The organism is Microbulbifer salipaludis, assembly GCF_017303155.1.
GTDB classification, from domain to species: Bacteria; Pseudomonadota; Gammaproteobacteria; order Pseudomonadales; family Cellvibrionaceae; genus Microbulbifer; species Microbulbifer salipaludis.
In genome coordinates this window covers 989,949-1,009,446 of the sequence record NZ_JAEKJR010000002.1, presented here as the reverse complement: position 1 = coordinate 1,009,446, position 19,498 = coordinate 989,949, and the positions used below count along the sequence as shown (strand labels likewise).

At 57.5% G+C, this 19,498-nt stretch carries 20 protein-coding genes; 9 read left to right on the top strand and 11 right to left on the bottom strand.

Annotated elements, in window-relative coordinates:
- The first annotated feature begins 53 nt into the window (after positions 1-53).
- Positions 54-1,103, top strand: coding sequence for a CAF17-like 4Fe-4S cluster assembly/insertion protein YgfZ (gene ygfZ / locus JF535_RS09935; RefSeq protein ID WP_207001697.1), 1,050 nt, complete (start codon positions 54-56; stop codon positions 1,101-1,103).
- A 12-nt stretch (positions 1,104-1,115) separates the two neighbouring features.
- On the opposite strand, the gene ung is transcribed toward ygfZ, so the two are convergent.
- The 5 genes from ung to JF535_RS09910 form a co-directional block, all read right to left on the bottom strand.
- The gene (gene ung / locus JF535_RS09930) at positions 1,116-1,838 is read right to left on the bottom strand and encodes a uracil-DNA glycosylase (RefSeq protein WP_207001695.1); all 723 of its coding nucleotides are present in this window, start codon (positions 1,836-1,838) and stop codon (positions 1,116-1,118) included.
- Positions 1,839-1,850: 12 nt separating this feature from the next.
- A complete protein-coding gene (locus tag JF535_RS09925) occupies positions 1,851-2,453 on the bottom strand; it encodes a uracil-DNA glycosylase family protein (protein ID WP_340674157.1) in 603 nt (200 codons plus the stop codon).
- Between the two features lie 9 nt (positions 2,454-2,462).
- On the bottom strand, positions 2,463-3,410 hold the full coding sequence (locus tag JF535_RS09920) for an esterase-like activity of phytase family protein (RefSeq protein WP_207001693.1): 948 nt from the start codon (positions 3,408-3,410) through the stop codon (positions 2,463-2,465).
- A gap of 105 nt (positions 3,411-3,515) precedes the next feature.
- Positions 3,516-3,998, bottom strand: coding sequence for a YajQ family cyclic di-GMP-binding protein (locus JF535_RS09915; RefSeq protein WP_207001691.1), 483 nt, complete (start codon positions 3,996-3,998; stop codon positions 3,516-3,518).
- Positions 3,999-4,086: 88 nt separating this feature from the next.
- The gene (locus JF535_RS09910; RefSeq protein WP_207001689.1) at positions 4,087-4,623 is read right to left on the bottom strand and encodes a YaeQ family protein; all 537 of its coding nucleotides are present in this window, start codon (positions 4,621-4,623) and stop codon (positions 4,087-4,089) included.
- Positions 4,624-4,720: 97 nt separating this feature from the next.
- On the opposite strand from JF535_RS09910, the gene JF535_RS09905 reads away from it, so the two are divergent.
- From JF535_RS09905 to JF535_RS16950, 7 genes are all read left to right on the top strand, one after another.
- A complete protein-coding gene (locus JF535_RS09905) occupies positions 4,721-5,350 on the top strand; it encodes a LemA family protein (protein WP_207001680.1) in 630 nt (209 codons plus the stop codon).
- A gap of 15 nt (positions 5,351-5,365) precedes the next feature.
- Positions 5,366-6,121 (top strand): TPM domain-containing protein, encoded by a 756-nt coding sequence (locus tag JF535_RS09900; protein ID WP_207001678.1) that lies wholly within the window; start codon positions 5,366-5,368, stop codon positions 6,119-6,121.
- Between the two features lie 39 nt (positions 6,122-6,160).
- Positions 6,161-6,769: a TPM domain-containing protein gene (locus tag JF535_RS09895; protein WP_066965279.1), complete on the top strand. Its 609-nt coding sequence runs from the start codon at positions 6,161-6,163 to the stop codon at positions 6,767-6,769.
- 36 nt (positions 6,770-6,805) lie between these two features.
- A complete protein-coding gene (locus tag JF535_RS09890) occupies positions 6,806-7,663 on the top strand; it encodes a PDZ domain-containing protein (protein ID WP_207001676.1) in 858 nt (285 codons plus the stop codon).
- Between the two features lie 134 nt (positions 7,664-7,797).
- Positions 7,798-8,103: a hypothetical protein gene (locus JF535_RS17050; RefSeq protein ID WP_479724304.1), complete on the top strand. Its 306-nt coding sequence runs from the start codon at positions 7,798-7,800 to the stop codon at positions 8,101-8,103.
- Between the two features lie 87 nt (positions 8,104-8,190).
- Positions 8,191-10,047 (top strand): hypothetical protein, encoded by a 1,857-nt coding sequence (locus JF535_RS09885; protein WP_207001674.1) that lies wholly within the window; start codon positions 8,191-8,193, stop codon positions 10,045-10,047.
- A 127-nt stretch (positions 10,048-10,174) separates the two neighbouring features.
- Positions 10,175-11,404 carry a HupE/UreJ family protein gene (locus tag JF535_RS16950; RefSeq protein ID WP_207001672.1) on the top strand — a complete coding sequence of 410 codons (1,230 nt, stop codon included), beginning with the start codon at positions 10,175-10,177 and terminating at the stop codon, positions 11,402-11,404.
- 24 nt (positions 11,405-11,428) lie between these two features.
- Here the strand turns inward: JF535_RS16950 and JF535_RS09875 are convergent, their stop codons facing one another.
- The 4 genes from JF535_RS09875 to prfB all read right to left on the bottom strand — a co-directional run bounded on the left by JF535_RS09875 (position 11,429) and on the right by prfB (position 16,863).
- Complete coding sequence (locus JF535_RS09875) at positions 11,429-12,328, bottom strand: outer membrane protein (protein ID WP_242523781.1); 900 nt, start codon at positions 12,326-12,328, stop codon at positions 11,429-11,431.
- Between the two features lie 50 nt (positions 12,329-12,378).
- A complete protein-coding gene (gene gntH, locus JF535_RS09870) occupies positions 12,379-13,593 on the bottom strand; it encodes a guanitoxin biosynthesis MBL fold metallo-hydrolase GntH (protein ID WP_207001670.1) in 1,215 nt (404 codons plus the stop codon).
- Positions 13,594-14,044: 451 nt separating this feature from the next.
- Positions 14,045-15,538 carry a lysine--tRNA ligase gene (lysS, locus tag JF535_RS09865; RefSeq protein ID WP_207001669.1) on the bottom strand — a complete coding sequence of 498 codons (1,494 nt, stop codon included), beginning with the start codon at positions 15,536-15,538 and terminating at the stop codon, positions 14,045-14,047.
- A gap of 229 nt (positions 15,539-15,767) precedes the next feature.
- Positions 15,768-16,863, bottom strand: a protein-coding gene (prfB, locus tag JF535_RS09860; protein ID WP_153039217.1) for a peptide chain release factor 2 whose coding sequence is annotated in 2 segments (ribosomal slippage) — positions 15,768-16,790 and positions 16,792-16,863 — 1,095 coding nt in all. Because the reading frame shifts where the segments join, the coding sequence is not laid out codon by codon here.
- A gap of 198 nt (positions 16,864-17,061) precedes the next feature.
- Between prfB and JF535_RS09855 the strand changes: the two genes are divergently transcribed.
- Entirely contained in the window at positions 17,062-18,234 is a 1,173-nt protein-coding gene (locus tag JF535_RS09855; RefSeq protein WP_207001667.1) for a pectinesterase family protein, read from the top strand.
- Between the two features lie 30 nt (positions 18,235-18,264).
- On the opposite strand, the gene JF535_RS09850 is transcribed toward JF535_RS09855, so the two are convergent.
- Both JF535_RS09850 and JF535_RS09845 read right to left on the bottom strand, forming a co-directional pair.
- The gene (locus tag JF535_RS09850) at positions 18,265-18,627 is read right to left on the bottom strand and encodes a hypothetical protein (protein ID WP_207001665.1); all 363 of its coding nucleotides are present in this window, start codon (positions 18,625-18,627) and stop codon (positions 18,265-18,267) included.
- A 205-nt stretch (positions 18,628-18,832) separates the two neighbouring features.
- Positions 18,833-19,459, bottom strand: coding sequence for a LysE family translocator (locus tag JF535_RS09845; RefSeq protein ID WP_207001663.1), 627 nt, complete (start codon positions 19,457-19,459; stop codon positions 18,833-18,835).
- Positions 19,460-19,498 lie beyond the last annotated feature (39 nt).

The window sequence follows — 19,498 nt, the reverse complement described above, 5'->3', positions numbered from 1 at the left end:
AAACCCCCAGATACTGCGGACACCCATTTGCAGTAAAAAACAGCGAGCTCAGCATGGATCAACAACAGTGGCAGGATTATCTCGGCAGCCAGGGCGCCCGGTGGGTCGACGGTGCCGCAGAGTTTGAACCCGGCTCTGACAAGGACCTGCAACTGATCGACCTCACCCCCATGGGTGCGATTTCCGTTTCAGGCCCGGACAGCCAGAAATTCCTGCAGGGCCAGCTCACCTGTGATCTGGTCAATTTGCCCGACGAGCAACTGACACTCGGCAGCCACTGTAACCCCAAAGGGCGGATGATCAGCGCCTTCTACGCACTGAAAATCGACCAAGGTGAATTCGTGCTTTTGCTGCCGCGCGATCTGGTATCGACGGCCCTCAACGCACTGAAAAAGTATGCGGTCTTCTTCAAGGCCGAACTTGCCGACATCAGCAGCGAGCAACGCTGGCTCGCCCTGTGTGGCCGGGACGCCGGCAAGGCCGCCAGCCAGCTTTTGAGCCTCTCCAACAGTGCCGGTACCGACCTGATGCCGGGGCAGTTGCGCACTTTCGACCACAATGGCCAGCGCGCCGTCGCGGCCTGCGTGAATGAACGCATGGTATTGCTTCAGGTGCCCGCCTTGCAGGCCGCAGACCTGTGGCAAGCACTGAGCGGCAATCCCGCCGTTCCCGCGGGCTACCGGCAGTGGCAAACGCATCTGATCGAAGCCGGCCTGCCCCTGCTGTTCGAGAGCACCAGTGAGACGTTTATCCCGCAGATGCTCAATCTGCATCTGCTGGGCGGGGTAAGCTTTAAGAAAGGCTGCTATACCGGGCAGGAAGTGGTCGCGCGTATGCAATTCCTGGGCGCCGCCAAACGGCGCATGTACCGCGCGCGCATTGACGCGGGCACGGTGCCGGCGCCCGGTGCCGAAATATTTCTGCCGGGCGGCGGCTCCAGCGTGGGCAATATTGTATTTGCCAGCGGTGGCGAGGTGATTGAACTGCTCGCGGTACTGACCAAGAGCAAAGTCGCCGATGGCGAGAGCCTGCAACTCTCCGACGGACGCGTACTCGAGTTACTGGAGTTGCCCTACGACGCGGATGCCGACCCGCTGGCGTAGCGCACGGCCCTATCAGAGCGCCGCCGCCACCCGCTGCAGCGCACTGGCGGGAGGCAACGCCCAATTGATTGGCGCTTGACCGCGCTCCTGCAGGTACGCATTGGCCTGGGAAAATGGACGGGTACCGAAGAAACCCCGGTGGGCGGATAGCGGTGACGGATGCGGGCCGCGCAACACCAGGTGCTTGCGGTCATCAATAAACCCGCCCTTTTTCTGCGCGTAACTTCCCCACAGAATAAACACCAGTCCTTCCCGCAGCTCCGCCAGTGCGTGAATCGCGGCATCGGTGAATTGTTCCCAGCCGCGCCCCTGATGCGCGCCCGCGTTGCTTTCTTCCACGGTCAGCGTCGCATTGAGCAGCAGCACCCCCTGCTCTGCCCAGGGTTGCAGGCAACCGTGGTCCGGCGCGGTGATACCGAGATCCGATTCCATCTCTTTGTAAATATTTTTTAATGACGGCGGCACACGCACACCAGGCATCACGGAAAAGCACAGGCCGTGGGCCTGGCCCGCGCCGTGATACGGGTCCTGCCCGAGGATGACCACTTTGACCTGGTCGAACGGCGTGGAGTTGAATGCGTTAAAAACCTGTTCACTGGGGGGAAAGATGGCCTTGCCCGCCTGCTTTTCCTGCTGCAGGAAATCTCGCAACGCCCCCATATAGGGTTTACCGAATTCCGGCTGCAGCACGGCATACCAGGATGGGTGGATTTTGATGTTTCCGGGAAGTGACATAAACCTATCAACCTACCTGCGAGCAGGCTCCTGCAAGATCTTGTGAACCTGAGTGCGCAGTGCCGGCACCACCTCCTGCTCAAACCAGGGGCGGCGCTTGAGCCACAGCGTGTTTCTCGGGCTCGGGTGCGGCAGTGGGAACAGCTTGTGGGGCAAGGCGTCGGCGTAGTGGCGCACGTTCTCAGTAATGCTGCCATACCAGTGCGGGAGATAGTAGCGCTGGGCATACTGCCCCACTAACAGGGTCAACTGGATATTCGGCAAGTGGTCCAGCAAGCGCCGGTGCCAGGTTGCAGCGCACTCGGGCCGCGGCGGCAGGTCACCACCTTTGCCGCGCCCGGGATAGCAGAACCCCATAGGCATTATGGCGATGGTAGCGGTATCGTAAAAACGGTCGCGGTCAAGCTGCAGCCACTCCCGCAAGCGGTCGCCGGAGGGATCATTCCAGGGAATACCGGTCTCATGGACCCGGGTACCAGGCGCCTGGCCGATGATCAGCAGCCGGGCAGCGCGCGCCGCACTCAGCACCGGACGCGGACCCAATGGCAAGTATTGCTCGCACAGGCGGCAGGCACGGACCTCGTTGAGCAGTGTATCCAGTTTGGTCTGGGGCACGGGAAGGTACTAGTCGGTCGTCATTGTATGGGGTGAGATGTCTGGAAACGCCAGCTGTATCAACAAACCGCGGCTGTCATCGGCCACCGCGGCACGGCTCACGCCGTTATTGTCGAGCACAACGAACATTCCCTGTTCATTCACCGCAAGCCCCTCGCCCTTACCGAAATGGGTTTTGCGATAAATGTTTTCAGGTGCTTCCTCGATATGCCGATACTCGATACACCACTGCGCAGCGAGCGTACTCAAGGAGCGGCGACACACTGCAAACGCATTGCGCTCCAGCGTAAACAGCGCGCCGTCATAATAGGCCAGCGCCGTCACATCTTCCGAGCGCCCGCGAAAATCCAGCCCCGCCACCGGCGGCACCGGGTAAAAATGCTGCCCTTCCCTGTCACCCAGCTGCAACTTCAACAGCCCCCTAGGTTCCCGTTCCAGCGCCACCCAGAAATCATCACCGACCCTAACAAGCCCCTCGCTCTCTGCATTGAACAGCTGAAGGTATCCCTGCTTGCGTGCGGACTCTGACCAGCGCACGGGCATCCACTCCCCCTTGTGCCTTGCGGAATCCAACCGCACGATCCGGTTGTGACGTTCACTAAGCAGGAAAATATCCGGGCCATCACAGGTGATACCTTCAAAATCCATGCTCAGCGGTGTGCTGGCGTAATGCAGCGCACGGGCTTTCATCGAGACCGGCTGATCATCGGGCAGTGCAGGCCGGGCAAAGTCCGCTTTGGGAAGCAGCTTGACCGTCTCATGCCCGGGTTCCGGCGCAAGCCGGTAGATGCGCTCTGACGACTTATCGGCTACGGTCAACAACTCCCCCTGGCAAAAGCTCAGCCCGGATAGATCCAGCCCTTCACTGCCATCCACCCACCAGGCATGCAGCAGTTGTGCGGGCAACACCGGAACCGGGGGCTCTGCGCGCAGCGCAGTCGTCCCGTAAAAACCCATTGCGCCCAGCAACCCGACAAGACAGGCTCGCAGCCTCCATGCAAACGGAAAACACTTGGTCAAAAAATCCCCCACGGCTCCATGCCTGGCTGCACTGACATCAACTCAATCGCGGAAATTATTGAACTGCAAAGGCTGTTCCAGTTCTTTGCCACGCAACAGAGCGATCACTTGCTGCAGGTCATCCCGCTTCTTGCCGGTTACCCGCACCTGATCCCCCTGAATGGAGGCCTGCACCTTGAGCTTTTCCTCCTTGATGATTTTGACGATTTTCTTTGACAGCTCCTTGTCGAGACCATTTTTCAGGGTGACGCCCACTTTCACCTGCTTGCCCGACTGCTCCTCTTCCCCCACATCCATCGCCAGAGGGTCAATGCCGCACTTGATCAGGGCGGCGCGCAGCATATCCACCATTTGCTGCACCTGCATGTCCGAGTCTGCGCGGAGCGTCAGGGCGAATTCGGACATCTCGACCTCGGCATCCGCGCCCTTGAAATCATACCGGGTGGTAATAGTGCGGTTTACCTGATCCACGGCGTTCGTCAGCTGGTGTTTGTCGACTTCAGAAACGATATCGAATGAAGGCATTGTCGGGCTCCGTGTTTTTTTGACAGAATTTTGCTGGCCAACAGGCGGCCGTTCGCTTACCCGCTTGCCGGCGGGCTTGATAAAAAATTTATTTCCAGCGCTGTGGCAGGACTTCAATATTCTGGCGGTCGTCGGCGATCCACAGATGACCGTCCTGGATGGTGACACTGAATTCCATATTGCGCTGCGCCAATGCGGCCAGTGCCGCGCACACATCGGCGGGCAGGAAGAACACCTGCAGGTTGTCAAAGCGGGCACAGGCGGATTGCATTTTCTCCCACCACACCGGCGCGGTGCGCTGGCCGTACGCGTACACAAGAACCCGCTGCGCCCGCCCGCAGGCCTTGCGAACCCGGTCCTCTGCCGGCACGCCTACTTCAATCCAGGTTTCAATCTCGCCACTCAGGCTGTGCTGCCACAGATCGGCCTCATCCTCGCTGGATAAACCCCGGGTAAATTCCAGCTGCTCACTGGCATTGTGCGCAAACGCCAGCAGCCGAATCATCATTCGCTCATCGGTTTCCGAAGGGTGACGCGCCAGCGTAAGCAGATGTTCACCGTAATAATCCCGATCCATGTCAGCGATCTGGAGTCTCGCCTTGAATATGGTCGCTTTTAATGCCATTACTACACTCTGATTTCTGCCGGCAGCACAGACTTGCCGGATATGGATGGATTGGGGACTATTATTGTCTTGTTCGGAATCAACATGGATGAATGGAATGAATTCTGCACTCACCGGCAAACCAAAGTTTACACAACGCCGTCTCTGGCAATCACTCCTGCTTTCGCTACTGATGTTGGGCTTGAGTGGCTGCGGGATCAACAACATCCCCACCTACGATGAAAATGTGAAGGCCACCTGGGCCCAGGTGCAAAACCAGTATCAGCGCCGCGCCGACCTGATTCCCAACCTGGTGAAAACCGTCAAGGCCTATGCGGCCCACGAGCGGGAGACCCTGGAGGCCGTCACCGAGGCCCGCGCCAAGGTAAACTCCATGCAGGTGGACTCCGGAATCATCAATGACCCGGCCAAGCTGCAGCAATTTGAGGCGGCCCAGGCCCAGCTGAGCAGTGCCCTGTCCCGCCTGATGGTAGTGGTGGAACGCTACCCGGACCTCAAGGCCAACCAGAATTTCCTCGCACTGCAATCTCAGCTGGAAGGCACCGAAAACCGCATCAGCGTGGCGCGCCGGGATTATATCGCCGCGGTGGAACGCTACAACCGGGAAATCCGCACTTTCCCCGGTCGTATCTGGCACAGCATCCTGTATAGCGACATGCCCCTGCGCGACACCTTCGAGGCAACCAGCGAAGATGCCGAGAAGGCGCCTGAAGTCGACTTCCAGTAATCAGCGGGGTCACCCATGACGATCCGAAGGATCGCCCTATTCCTGTGCTTATGCCCGGCCCTGCTATGGGCCGGGCTCACGCAGGCTGACATCTCATTTCCGCCGCTCAGTGGCCGCGTGGTGGACAATGCCAACCTGCTGAGCCAGAGCACCCGCTACCAGCTTACCGAGCTGCTCCAGCAGCAGGAAAAGGAAACCTCCAACCAGATCGTGGTCGCCACGCTGCCGGACCTGCAGGGCCTGACCATCGAGGAATACGGTTACCAGCTGGGGCGACACTGGAAAATCGGCCAGAAAGGCAAGGACAACGGCGTACTGCTGATCGTAGCGCCCAGTGAGCGCGAGGTGCGCATCGAGGTGGGTTACGGGCTGGAGGGAGCGCTGACCGATGCACTGTCTTCCAATATTATCCACACCAAGATTCTGCCCCAGTTCCAGAGCGGCAATTTTGATGCGGGTGTCACCGCGGGTGTGGAGTCGATTATCGCCGCCATCAGGAACGAATATGTACCGGAGCCCACCGAGTCCGACAGCGATCGCCAGGTGGCGCTGCTGGTGGGTATCTTCCTGCTGTTTGTCATGCTGCAAATATTTGGCAGCTCGGTACTCGGCGCGCCCAACGGCAGCAGCAGTTATCGCCGCGGACGCTACGGCGGCTACTATGGCGGTGGCGGTTTTGGTGGTGGCTATGGCGGCGGAGGCTTCGGTGGCGGCGGCTTTGGCGGGGGCGGGGGCGGCTTTGGCGGCGGTGGCGCCTCCGGTGGCTGGTAGCCTTCGCGGCAGTGCCGACGGAATCAACGAGATAAAACCATGCTGAATGCACAGGAAAAACGCAAACTCGCCGACACCATCAAAGAGGTGGAATCCCGCACCGATGCCGAAGTTGTTACGGTGCTGGCGGGCCAATCCGACAACTACCTGTATATCTCGACCCTTTGGGCGGCCTTCCTGGCGCTACTTATTGCGCCACTGATGCAGTTTCTCCCCTGGTGGATCGAGTACCAGCAGGCATTTACCTTGCAGTGGATCCTGTTTATCGTGCTGGCGGTGCTGTTCCGCTGGCGCCCACTGACCATGAAACTGGTGCCCAAGTCGGTGCGCTTCTGGCGCGCCTCCAACCTGGCGCGACGCCAGTTTCTGGAGCACGAGCTGCACAGCACCAAGGACCGGCTTGGCCTGCTCATTTTTGTGTCCCAGGCGGAACACTACGTGGAAATTCTGGCGGATCGGGGATTGGCGGAACAAATTACCAACGAGCGCTGGCAGGAGATCGTGGAAAACTTTATCCACGAGGTCAAAAAGGGCAAGACCGGCGAGGCCTTTGTGCACTGCGTAGAAAAATGTGGCGAGCTGCTGGAAGAGGCGGCGCCCGCCACCACTATCAAGAACGAACTTCCCAATCACCTGGTGCTTCTATAATTTGCGCAAGCCCGCAAATTGTCGATCGGTGACCCCATGATTTTGCACAAATACGCCCTTCCCGTGGCGGCAGCAATATTGCTTGCCGCGGGGGCAACTGTCGCCCACTGGAGCGCCAAATCACCGCCCGCAGAGGCGGCGCCCTTCACGGGTCTTTCTGGCAACACCGATGCTCCGACCGATCTGGGCGCGCGCGTGCAACAGCTGGAAAACACCCTGAACCAAACCCTGAAAATTCAGGGCCAGCTACTTGAGCTGGTGAACGAGCTGAGCAACCGGCTGGATCCGGGTTCCAACAATCCGGAAACCCGGCATGCCTCCGCCAGCGTTGGCGAAAGTGCCCCCACCAATAACACCCGCCCTGCCCGCAGTCGCCACCAGAGCCGTTTTGAGCGCCAGCGGGAAACCCAGATGCGCCAGCTGACCGACGCCGGCTTCAGTGCCGAACGGGCCGCGTTTATCGTCGATAAACAGGCGCGGATCCAGTATGAACAGATGCTGTTCAGCTACGAATACCATCACCTGCAAGACAAACGCTCCGAACGTGCCAGAGAACTGCAAAACAAACTGCAGACCTACAGCAATCCCCGCCGCGTTTTCGAGCAGGAACTAAGCCGCGCAGAGTTTGAACAGTACCTGGAGGCCTTTGGCGGACGCACCACTATGGAAATTGGTGACCTGCTGGAAAGTGCCCCTGCCTATGAGGCGGGGCTGCGCCCCGGGGACAAGATCATCCGTTACAACAACCAGCGAGTGTTCCATATGGGTGACCTGCGCACCCAGGTGTATCAGGCCGAGCCCGGCTCGTCGGTGGCGGTGGAAATTCAGCGCCAGGGAAGTTCTGCCCCGGAGACCATATACCTACCTGCCGGACCATTGGGCATACGGGGCTGAAACACACCAGAGTCCGCCAAATCCACTTGAAGACGAAAAGTTATGTTCGATCACCTAGACTGAAGTCATATTTTGAGTCTCGTGTATCGATCATATGAAACGGCTAACGCTGGCGCTGCAAATTCCTCTGATCTTTGACGGGACTGGGCGATGGGCCCAAGTTTGTCTTCGATATCGGCACCGGGGTGATGATGCGGCTATCCGGCCTCGACACCCCCTTCGACAAACTCGACAAGCTCCTTATTGGCCATCTGCACAGTGACCACTTTGGCGACCTCGACGCGCTGTGGGTGGGCGGGGTAATCAGTAACCGCCAGATTCCCCGAGCGGTTGAGGGAGCCGCGCAGTCCAAGCCCAGGCAGGTTTGGAAATCCGGCAGAGGGGGAATAAGTGAACGAATGCCACACTGGCGCCGCCAAAGTTCAACTGACCTACGGTAAACCGGCCATGCATTGGAGCGATAGAGAAAAAAAGGCGAAAAACACACGCGCGACGATCATTCCAACCGCGCACTGCGGATAAAACCAATGGCAAAACGTAGACACAATCTCTTAACGTTCTTTCTGAAATTCTTGTTAGCCTTTACCCCATTGGCCTCAGCCGACTACCTGAGCCTTACTGGCGCCGAAACCGCACCCAATATTGCCGAATTTGCGTTCGAAGGAGAACACCTATTATTGACGTTAGAGATCTCCGTTGACGACGCACAGCATTTTTGGCCAGCACTAAAAGGTCACGGAAATCTAGATAGGTTGGTGGCTGAGGCCAATGAATATTCAAATATCAATATTCAAATACGGAGTGATACGGGTGTCCAAGATCCTATCGACCTGCGGGTTGATGCAGCGACCAGATCCCCGAGATACTCTCCTTTTGCAGGGGTAATTGATCCCCGCACTGGAAGAAGATTACCGTCGATACCGGAGGATAAACAAGTACTCAAGGTACATAGCCGCTATGATCTGCAGGGCTCCGAAACAATCACGGTCGTCCCACCCCTGGATCACGCAGGCTTCAGCGCAGCTACCATCGGCTTTATCTCCAGTCACGGCGCCATGCCGGTGAGCAACTACGCCTACTTATCACGCTCCGTGACTTGGCGTATAAACCGGCAAGATCCATGGCAAACGCAAATCATCAATCCCAAGATACGACGCCAGTTGCGCTTCCCCCTCCACTCCTATCTCTATATCGAACCACGGGAAATTCGCCATGAAATAATTTTCCGACCTCGCGACCTGGCCACCTGGTCCGACAAGAGCTTCGACGCCTGGCTACCACTGAATGAATTACTCGCAATACAGTTGCGCAACGATACTCTGGCATTTTTGCAGAGTCGCAACCTCCTCGCTGTAGATAAAAAGGTGGTAGAACCACAAGCGACCGAAGTCACTTTTCTCAGGCTTACGAGTACCGGATTCCTTCCCTTGGAGGTCAATGAGAGCATTCAACTGGGAGCCCTACTGATTGGCTATCGTGCACGCTTTCCCGTGGACGGCTTGCCACAAAATGTGGAAGTTGGCTGGGACCTGTTCAGCCCGTTCGAGGAGCGGGTACCCTCTTTGATACAAGATCCCGCCGGTCCCTTCCCGACCCAGCTGACGCCTTCTCTTCCAACTCTTGCGTGGCAAAATTTCCTGACATCCTATGATGAACCCACCGTCAGCCCTGTCACTCACGATACACAAGGGCTCACGATATCTGGCAAAGGGCTGGGGGCGATAGTCGCATTCGCAGTACTCGGTGTTTGTGTATTCCGCTTCCGCAACGCCCAAAATTACCTAATGTCCCTGATCACACCTGCTCTTGGCATTATTCTCAGCGTTTCACTGGCAATGCAGAGCTCACTCGCTATCCGCCTGCCTGCCCCCGCGTCACAGGAAAATGAGCAATTTGGCGAGATCATTTATCGCCTGCTCAACGAACTGCCGGATGCCTACCTTGAACGGGATGCCACCAAGCTTGAAGAGTCTTTGTCACAATTGCTTACTGAGCAAACGCTAAAGACAACCCGCGACGCTCTCGACCCGATTTTTCGTCCGTTGACAATCACCGGAGACCGCGGTTACGTCTCAGGAATTTCCAACCTGCGGATAGAGAAGTTCGAACAGACTTCCTCTGGAGAGCGGCAAACATACCGTACACTGTGTACCTGGCAGACGAGAAATGAAGGCCCATTCTGGGGACATAGCGATCGCAAGCTGCTGGATATCCGCGCCATGCTGGATCTCGAGGAGCATGAAGGAACATGGAAGATTGCCGGATTCACCCCGATCACCATGCGTGAATCGGTTGAACCGCAAAAAACTTGGCGACAGGACACACAGCCTGCCAATGGTTCTACGCAAACAGGGAGCACTGCCAATGCCACCCCACGCCAATAAATCGGGCAGTAGCCCGGTGGCACAATTGCGCCAATGGATGTTGATGCTACTGTGTTTCGCGCTGATAACGTCGTCGACGCCCGCTAGCGCACATTTTCTTCTGAATTTAAACGTACGCATCTTTCATGTGGAGCATAGCGCTGATGGCACCACCGTCTATCTGCGCCTGCCACTGCCCTATTTACTTGCGGACAAGGTAGGCGCAAGCGAGGCCTCCGGGGTATTGCCCGCGCCAGCCCCCTATTCCCGCAATGCACTGGAAGAAGGCCGACTGGTACATTTTGTGGACTTCGGCCAATTCTATGCCGACCCACAGGGGCTGGGCGCCATTGCCGAGTCTGCGTTGCAGTTGGAGAGTGGCGATCAGAGACTAAATGGCCAGGTAACCGATGTACGACTCTATGCAGTGGGAAGTGAACCGGACTTCGCCACACTGCAAGAAGCTCAAGTTGCCTTTTCACTTGATGAGCAACAGCTCCGCGAGAGGTATGTGCAAACCGTGTCCCAGACAGGTAACCCGCAACAGTATGTGGGCGATACGGTGATCGATATCCGCTTGCACTATCCGGGTATCGCGCGTGGGGAGAGTTATCGCCTTGCCAGCTTCCTGAACCCAAATCTTCCGAATCAAGAAAAAACAGCGAATCTGATACTGGATTACCGGGATGGCAAAACACAGGTTTTCCGTTCCAGTGGCTTACTGAATGAGCCCATTCAAATCAGTCACTCCACTTCCAGCGCCATGGCCACCTTTATACAGGAGGGTGTGGTTCACATCCTGGCAGGTCTCGACCATGTCCTGTTCGTTCTGTGCCTGATTATCGGTGCCGCCTCGCTGTCTGCGCTGATGTGGCGAGTGACGGGATTTACTGTGGGCCACAGTGTCACCTTGTCGGCGGGCTTCTTTGGCTTGGTTCCCTCTGGTGCCTGGTTTGTACCGCTGGTAGAAACCGGCATCGCGCTTTCCATTATTTATGCGGCATGGATGGCGATATCCACACGGCGCAAACGCAACGCCAGTGCACCTGTCTCACTGCAGCGTAGCGAGCGCTGGATTGTCGTCGGCACTTGTGGGCTGGGCCTGCTCCATGGCCTGGGGTTTTCCTTCGTGTTGCACGAGATTCTAAAAGTAGACGCGCCGAACATCTGGCAAAGCCTGCTGGCGTTTAACATAGGTGTGGAGTTGGGTCAGGCTCTGATCATTCTGGCGATTTGGCCGTTGTTGCTATTGATCAGGAATCGGCGGGAAAGCCTGGAGCACACGCTCTGTACCGGCATCGCATTAAGCTGCAGCGCCATTGCACTATTCTGGACACTGGACCGCAGCTACCAGTTTGTTACCGCGCTGACGACATAAAGGGAAAAAAGGAAAGACCGGCAGCTACCATCGCCAGCTATAGGCCAAATAGGGACCATGCTGGTCAATATCGTAGGCAAAGCGACCATCCCCGCGATACGTTGAGTAATCGATGCCATAGAACAGATAGCCAAATCGGAGCGCATGACGGTCATTGATCTTGCGCTCCGCGCCCACGAGAACCCCCCACTGCATATCATCTCCGCCAGCACCAAAACCCCCGACATCGGCTCGTAGCGCAAGCGTCAGGCAACTGGATACCTCTATACCAGTACGGAAGCCGACTACCGGCTCCCACCAGGTTTCTGCGCCGCCCAGCGACTGCTGAACCCCTGGCCCAGGAAAAATATCGATCCCCAGATTCGTATCGATTTCCTGCTTCAGGTAGTTCCAGCGCGCACCGGCGGACAAATCGACCGCCCAAGGATACTTCGCACCAACAGGTGATTCGAAAGCGCGGTACATTCCCTGCAGGGACAACCAGCCCTGACGTATATCAACGTCGACATTCAGCGTGGCGGTTACATCCAGCTCTGGGTTCATTGCGGGTTTGAGCGTCGCCCCCTGATCCATACTCAGGGATACGTAATAGAGGTCCGCGAGAATCCCAAATCGATCACGCCGCGCTTCAAAACGCGTGGCAAACGCGATATCCAAGATATCCAGTACATCCGAGAGATCCAGATCCAAGTCCACCTCAGTGCCGGCCACCGCTGAGGTTCCTTCGGTTGATACCGGCAAAAAAAGGTAAGGGGTCAGCGAGTACTCCCACTCCTTTTCCGCGCTCTGCGCCAACAATGTAATCGGTATAAATAAGATGGCAACCACAAACACCAGTGAAAGCACCACCCCACGCCCAAGCGGCCGGTGTTCACCGGGAACTTTTTTCTGAGCAGGCAGACGGAACGCCATTATCGAGTCCATGAACTTATTCCCCTGTTAATACACGACTATGACAGGCGACCGCCAAATCATTACTCGGACATCGGCGGCGGTGTGTATCCTCGCCACTTACCAGCCTCTACCTTTTCAGAAGGACTTTTTTCCTCGGTACGCGGCGCATTTTTATAGGCTTCACTCACAGCCGGCGGCAGCACATATTCGTCCACCGTGGCCATGCGCACGGTGATGTCATCCTTGGTGACGTTAATCACCATCAGGTCACGTGCCAGCGCCAACGGTCCACTGTAGGTTGCACGCACACCATCCATGATGGCCGCATTGTTCTCTGGTGACTGAACCGAGTGATACCCCACCGCAAGACGGGGTTTAACCGCAGACATCACCTTGCCAAACGCATCCGGTGATGTGTGGATTCTCGTAGCAACGTAGGTAGCCTGCTTTAGATCCCAACCAAAATACTTGGCCAGCTCATCCGGTGGCAAGAAACACTCATGGGATGCGACATCGGCGTCTTTGGCATACTTGATGTACCAGTTGTTGGGGTAAGTATCGCCGCCAAAAACATACTTCAACCCATTCCACTCTAGGCTGTAGCTTACCGCGCCATCGAGACTGTGTATTGCAGGCCAGGAGCGCACCGTCACACCGTTTTTTTCATAGACAACGGCATTTTCCTGCATGTAATCAAACTCATGCACCACGATCTTTGCGCCCTTGTCGGGAAGCACGCCTGTGCGTGTCGCCAAATCCCATGCATAACCTTTTTGCATGGCGTCTACAAACGCTTTTGAACCAAGCTCTGGCGTGGACCCGCTGGGGCCATAGAAATGAATGGGCGCATAGCGCCCCGACAGCCAACCGCCAATGTGCAAGCCCATGAAGTCACCGACATGGTCAATATGCAAATGACTGGCAAAAACCTTGTCTAGCCGGGAAAAATCTGGCCGTAACGAAAACAGATTGGCCATGGACCCCGAGCCAATATCAAACAGGAAGCTGTCCCCATTTCCCAACTCAACGAGATAAGAGATGGAAACTGCGGCACGTGTCTGATTGGGCATACCGGTACCCAGCGCGGTAATACGCATCTCATCCGCATTTAATAACTCGGTATTCGGGAAGTAGCTCGCAGGATAGGTACCACCACGCACAGGCGAAGCGATGCGCCCGGGTGGCGTCGCTATTGAGTCTTCACTTCTTAGTTTCAGCCGCGCCTCTTGCGCGTGAGCACTGCTAGCAAACTCGGTGGTAACAGTCGCCCAAAACGCTAAAGCTGAAATAGACATCAGGCATACAAAGCAAGCCTGCTTCCAAGATAATCGCCCGCCTGCCATAAGCCCCTCTATCCATTCGATCGTTGATTAATGTATCACCGGCCTTTCCCAGAAATAGCCATACAAAAGTCACTCAGGGAGTCCGAAGATCACCCGACACACTTTGCCCAGCTACGCCCCTAGGTCTAGTTTAGAAGGTTTAGCTACGCAACCGCTGGCAAAGAAGAAGAAACAGGCGTGAAATGCTGAGGGGAGACAGATGTGGTGACAATCGAAAGAAGGCAAAGAAAGGGAGTCTGGCTAAAGGTACCGCCAACCGCGATTGCCGGTCGGCCCGCTGGGTATCCGCGGGCCGACCGGCCACCCACAAAAAAGGGCGATAACTGACACAGTTATCGCCCTTTTTTATTGCGCGGCCATTCTGCCAACGCGCCCTTAGCCGACAGTACTCGCTCGGCAGTACTTACTCGGCAGTCGCTTCCGGACGCATATGCGGGAACAGCAGCACGTCGCGAATGGACGGCGAGTTGGTCAGCAGCATCACCAGCCGGTCGATACCGATACCTTCACCGGCGGTGGGCGGCAGGCCGTATTCCAGCGCGCGGATGTAGTCGGCGTCGTAGTGCATGGCTTCGTCATCACCGGCATCTTTCTCGGCCACCTGTGCCTTGAAGCGCTCGGCCTGGTCTTCCGCGTCATTCAGCTCGGAGAAGCCGTTGGCGATCTCGCGGCCGCCGACGAAGAATTCGAAGCGGTCGGTGACGAACGGGTTGTCGTCGTTGCGACGGGCCAGCGGCGACACTTCGGTGGGGTATTCGGTAATAAACGTCGGCTGATCCAGGCGATGCTCGACGGTTTTCTCGAAGATCTCGATCTGGATTTTGCCCAGTCCCCAGATTTCCTTGAGCGGGATTTCGAGGCTTTGCGCCACTTTTTTCGCGCTCTCGATATTGTCGATATCGGCGGCTTTCAGTTCCGGGTTGTACTTCAGGATGGAGTCGAACACGCTGATGCGATCGAACGGCTTGGCGAAATCATAGCTGCTTTCCTGATACTGCACGGTGGTGCTGCCCAGCACGTCGGTGCAGATGCCGCGGATCATGTTTTCGGTGAGATCCATAAGGTCGTTGTAGTCCGCGTACGCCTGGTAGAACTCGAGCATGGTGAACTCGGGGTTGTGGCGGGTGGACAGACCTTCGTTACGGAAGTTGCGGTTGATTTCGTACACGCGCTCGAAGCCGCCGACTACGAGGCGCTTGAGGTAGAGTTCCGGCGCGATACGCAGGTACATGTCGATGTCGAGCGCGTTGTGGTGCGTGACAAACGGGCGTGCGGTGGCGCCGCCGGGAATGACCTGCAGCATGGGGGTTTCCACTTCCATGAAGTGGTTTTCGTTCAGGAAGCTGCGAATGTAGCTGATGACTTCGGAGCGGATGCGAAATACGTCGCGGGATTCCGGTGTGGCAATCAGGTCGACGTAGCGCTGGCGGTAGCGCATTTCCTGGTCGGCGATGCCGTGGAATTTTTCCGGCAGTGGGCGCAGGGCTTTGGTAAGCAGGCTGTACTCTTCGCAGTTAACGTAGAGGTCGCCTTTGCCGGATTTGTGCAGGGTGCCTTTCACGCCGACGATGTCGCCGATGTCCCAGGTACCCCAGCGCTCTTTGATATCTTTCTGTGCGGTTTTGTCTGCGTACAGCTGGATGCGGTCGGAGACGTCCTGGATGACCATGAAGGGGCCGCGTTTGGCGAGGATTCGGCCGGCGACGCAGGCGGTGTTGCCTTCGTTCTCCAGCTCTTCCTTGCTCTTTTCACCAAACTCTTTTTGCAGGTCGGCGGCGAGGTTTTCGCGGCGAAAGCTGTTCGGAAAGGCATTGCCCTTCTCGCGCATGGCACTCAGTTTGGCGCGGCGCTCGGCGATCAGTTTATTTTCGTCTTGCTGAGTTGGTGTGTTGCTCATGATCTATCACATGTCATTGTAAAGTGTGTTTCGGACGTCGCAGCTTTGGAGCTTGGTTCCGGTGCAGTGGCGGCTGAGCACTGGGGATCTGTTTTCAGAACCGCTGTGAATACATCCCTGTACGCTCTGTCGCAAACTTCCCTGTTTGCGACAGTTCTGAAAACAGATCCCCAGCACTCCGCCTTCGCATTTGACTGAGGTACTTCGTCAGCCGTTAAGCTTGCCTGAGTTACAGACCAGCCTTCAGGCTTGCCTCAATAAACTGGTCCAGGTCGCCATCCAGCACTGCCTGGCAGTTGCTGGTCTGGACGCTGGTACGCAGGTCTTTGATGCGCTGGTCGTCCAGTACGTAGGAGCGGATCTGGCTGCCCCAGCCGATGTCAGATTTGCTCTCTTCCATCGCCTGCTTTTCGGCGTTGCGCTTTTGCATTTCCTGCTCGTAGAGTTTGGCCCGCAACATTTTCCACGCTTTGTCGCGGTTCTGGTGCTGGGAGCGTTCACTCTGACAGGCCACGACGATGCCGGATTCGATATGGGTCAAACGCACGGCGGAGTCGGTTTTGTTCACGTGCTGACCACCGGCACCGGAGGCGCGGTAGGTGTCTTCACGCACCTGGGATTTGTCCACTTCAATTTCGATGTTGTCGTCGATCTCCGGAGAGACGAAGACGGAGGTGAACGAGGTGTGGCGACGGTTGCCGGAGTCGAACGGGCTTTTGCGTACCAGGCGGTGTACGCCGGTCTCGGTGCGCAGCCAGCCGAAGGCGTATTCGCCCTGAAAGTGGATGGTGGCACTTTTGATGCCCGCCACTTCGCCGGCGGAGGCTTCTTCCAGGGTGGTTTTGAAGCCGTGGGCTTCGCCCCAGCGCAGGTACATGCGCAGCAGCATTTCGGCCCAGTCCTGTGCTTCGGTGCCGCCAGAGCCGGCCTGGATGTCCAGGTAGGCATTGTTGGGGTCGGTTTCGCCGGAGAACATGCGGCGGAACTCGAGGGTTTCCAGCTGCTGCTGGAGGCTTTCGAGTTCGCTGGCCACTTCGGCGACGGAATCTTCGTCATCTTCCTCAACGGCCATGTCGAGCAGCTCGCGGCTGTCGCTGATGCCACTGTCGAGGTCGTCGATGGTTTTGACTACGGCTTCCAGAGCGGAGCGTTCGCGGCCCAGGTCCTGGGCGCGGTCGGGGTCGTCCCAGACGCTGGGCTCGGCCAGTTCCAGTTCAACTTCGGTCAGGCGTTCTTTTTTGCCAGCGTAGTCAAAGATACCCCCTGAGAACGTCAGTGCGTTCTGCGAGGTCTTTGAGCTGGTTAAGAAGCGGATTGATTTCCATAGCGAGGTCGGCTTCTGTCGGTTAAATCGGGCGCGCATTCTACCTCAGGCAGCCCGCAGAAATAAGGGGCACGCGCGCTGGCAGAGGCGCCTTGAGCCGCCCCGCGGACTGGCGCTAGAATGGCCTGACCAATATTTAGGCTGAACAGACCAATTATCAGGCAACGCATCTATGATAGCGACGAGGATAGCGACAAGTATGGTTTCTCCCCTCACACACGCCTTCCCCGCCATCCGGGCCACGGCGCGCGCTCGGTTGCGCGCGGCTGCGCAACTGGCGGTACTGCTGATTCCCCTGCTTGCCGGAGCAGCAACACCTGAAGAAAGGGGCTATGACGCCATTGTCAGTACTTCTGCGGAGCATGCCCAAAAAAATGCCTACTCCAGTATCGCGCAGGCGCTCGCAGCCGCTCCGGCGCTGGCCAACACGCCGTTTACTATCTATTTACCAGAAGGCCGCTATCTGGAAAAAATCCGCATCGACAAACCCAATATTCACCTGATTGGCGCGGGCCGAGACAAGACAATCCTCAGTTACGGGGATTTCGCGGGAATGCCCGCACCGGGCAGCGCCTCCGGCTCCGGTGCAACACTGGGCACCTTTGCTACCGCAACGCTCACCGTTGCCGCAGAGGATTTCAGTGCACAAAACCTGACCATTGAAAACAGCTTTGACTTTCTCGCCACGGATGCGCTGCCCAGCGGTCACCCGGACAAGATCCGCGGCACCCAGGCGGTTGCGCTTGAGACCAGTATCGGTAGCGACCGTGCGGCGTTTCGCAATGTGCGCCTCGCCGGGTACCAGGACACTCTGTTTGTACAGGGCGGACGCAGTTACTTCCTGAACAGTGTGATTGAGGGCAATGTAGACTTTATTTTTGGCGCGGGGCAGGCGCTGTTTGAAGACAGTGACATTGTCACCCGCCCGCGCGGCACAGAGCGTGCCGATGTCGGGTATGTGACGGCTCCGAGCACCAATATCGGGAAGGAATTTGGGCTGGTTTTTTTGAATTGCCGGCTATTGAAGTCGCAGGGTGTACCGGCAAACTCGACCCCGCTGGGACGCCCCTGGCACCCGACAACCGATTTTCCGGACGGTCGTTACGCGGACCCGGATGCCATTGGGGCTGCGGTTTTCATCAACACCTTTATGGATGATCACATCACCGTTGACGGCTGGGCTTCCATGCGCGGGACCAGCCGCGATGGCACCAAGTCGACGGTATTTCTCCCGCAGAGTGCGCGCTTTTTCGAGTACCAGAGCCACGGCCCCGGCGCCGCCATTAACCCTCAGCGACGCCAGCTCGGTGATGATGAAGCGAGGAAATACACCCGCGACCGGATTCTGGCGGGCTGGAGCCCCGCCTTCTGAAACCACGATCAGCCGCAAGGCTTGTCGCGCTTAGCGGTCGCTGGGCGCGCGCGGCGCTACCTGGGGGCAATCCACAAACTGGTACTGCCCGGGCTTGGCCGGGTCAAACCCGAGCTCCAGGGCGGCATCGAGGAAGCTCGCAGGAATCCGGTGCATCAGCAGGTCTCCGGTCGCGCCCCCGCAAACACTGGGGTACATACGATCTGTGCGCACACCACAACGGGACTCCTGCACCTTGATACCATTCTGCGCCAGCTCGGCACCACTGGCTTCCAGGCTGCGACCTCCCCCCTCACACTGACGGTTACCGCGGGGCTGCATGACCCACAGGCTCTGCCCGCCCTGCTGTGCGGCAGGTGCCGCATCCGTCCCGCTCGCTTGCTCGTCTGACATTTCCGGGGATGCCTCTGTTGCCGGTTGATTCGGTGCCTTTTCCGTCGACGGCGTATCGGCGGTATTTTTTTGCGAAGAATCGCAGCCGCCCATCGACAGGACTAGGACCGCTGCAAACATCGCTCGTAACCAGGCATGACTCATACACTCTCTCCCTTGTTGCCGTTATCACCCGATCTGAGCGGGCAGACCGGGTTCCCTCTGATCAGCTTAGCGCGAGCCACCCTCCCACGCCCAGCATGAGGGTACCGGCGACCCGGTTCATCAGGCGCACATTCTCACCCTTGGTCAGCAACCGGCTCAAGGTGCGACCACCGCTGGCATAGATCAGCATGCAGATAAACTCCAGCGTCAGGATAATACACAGCAGCACGGCCATCTGCGCAAGCAGCGGTTTGCTCTGATTGATGAACGGCGGCAGCAAGGCGATGAAAAACGCCCAACCTTTCGGATTGGCGACGGCCGTGACAAATCCCTGGGTCATCAGGGACAGTGCAGGGATGGCGGGCTGCTCGCCCGCGGAGGGCTCTACTAACACCATCCGCCCGCGCGCGCGCCACATCTGTACACCGAGATACGCAAGGTACAAAGCACCGCAGTACTTGAACACCTGAAACGCCGTGGGATGCTGCAGCATAAAGGCGGCAATACCCACCACCGCGGCAATGGCCACCAGCGCCACACCGCACAGCTCACCCCACATCATCCACAGGGTGCGGCGCACACCAAACGCCATACCCATGGTGAGCGCCAGGGTCATACACATACCCGGCGTAATCGACACAAAGAAAAACGTCGGCACAAACAGTGCCAGCAGCGACCAATCCAGCATTCAATCCAACTCCATCACGGGTACACCAACGCCTACACC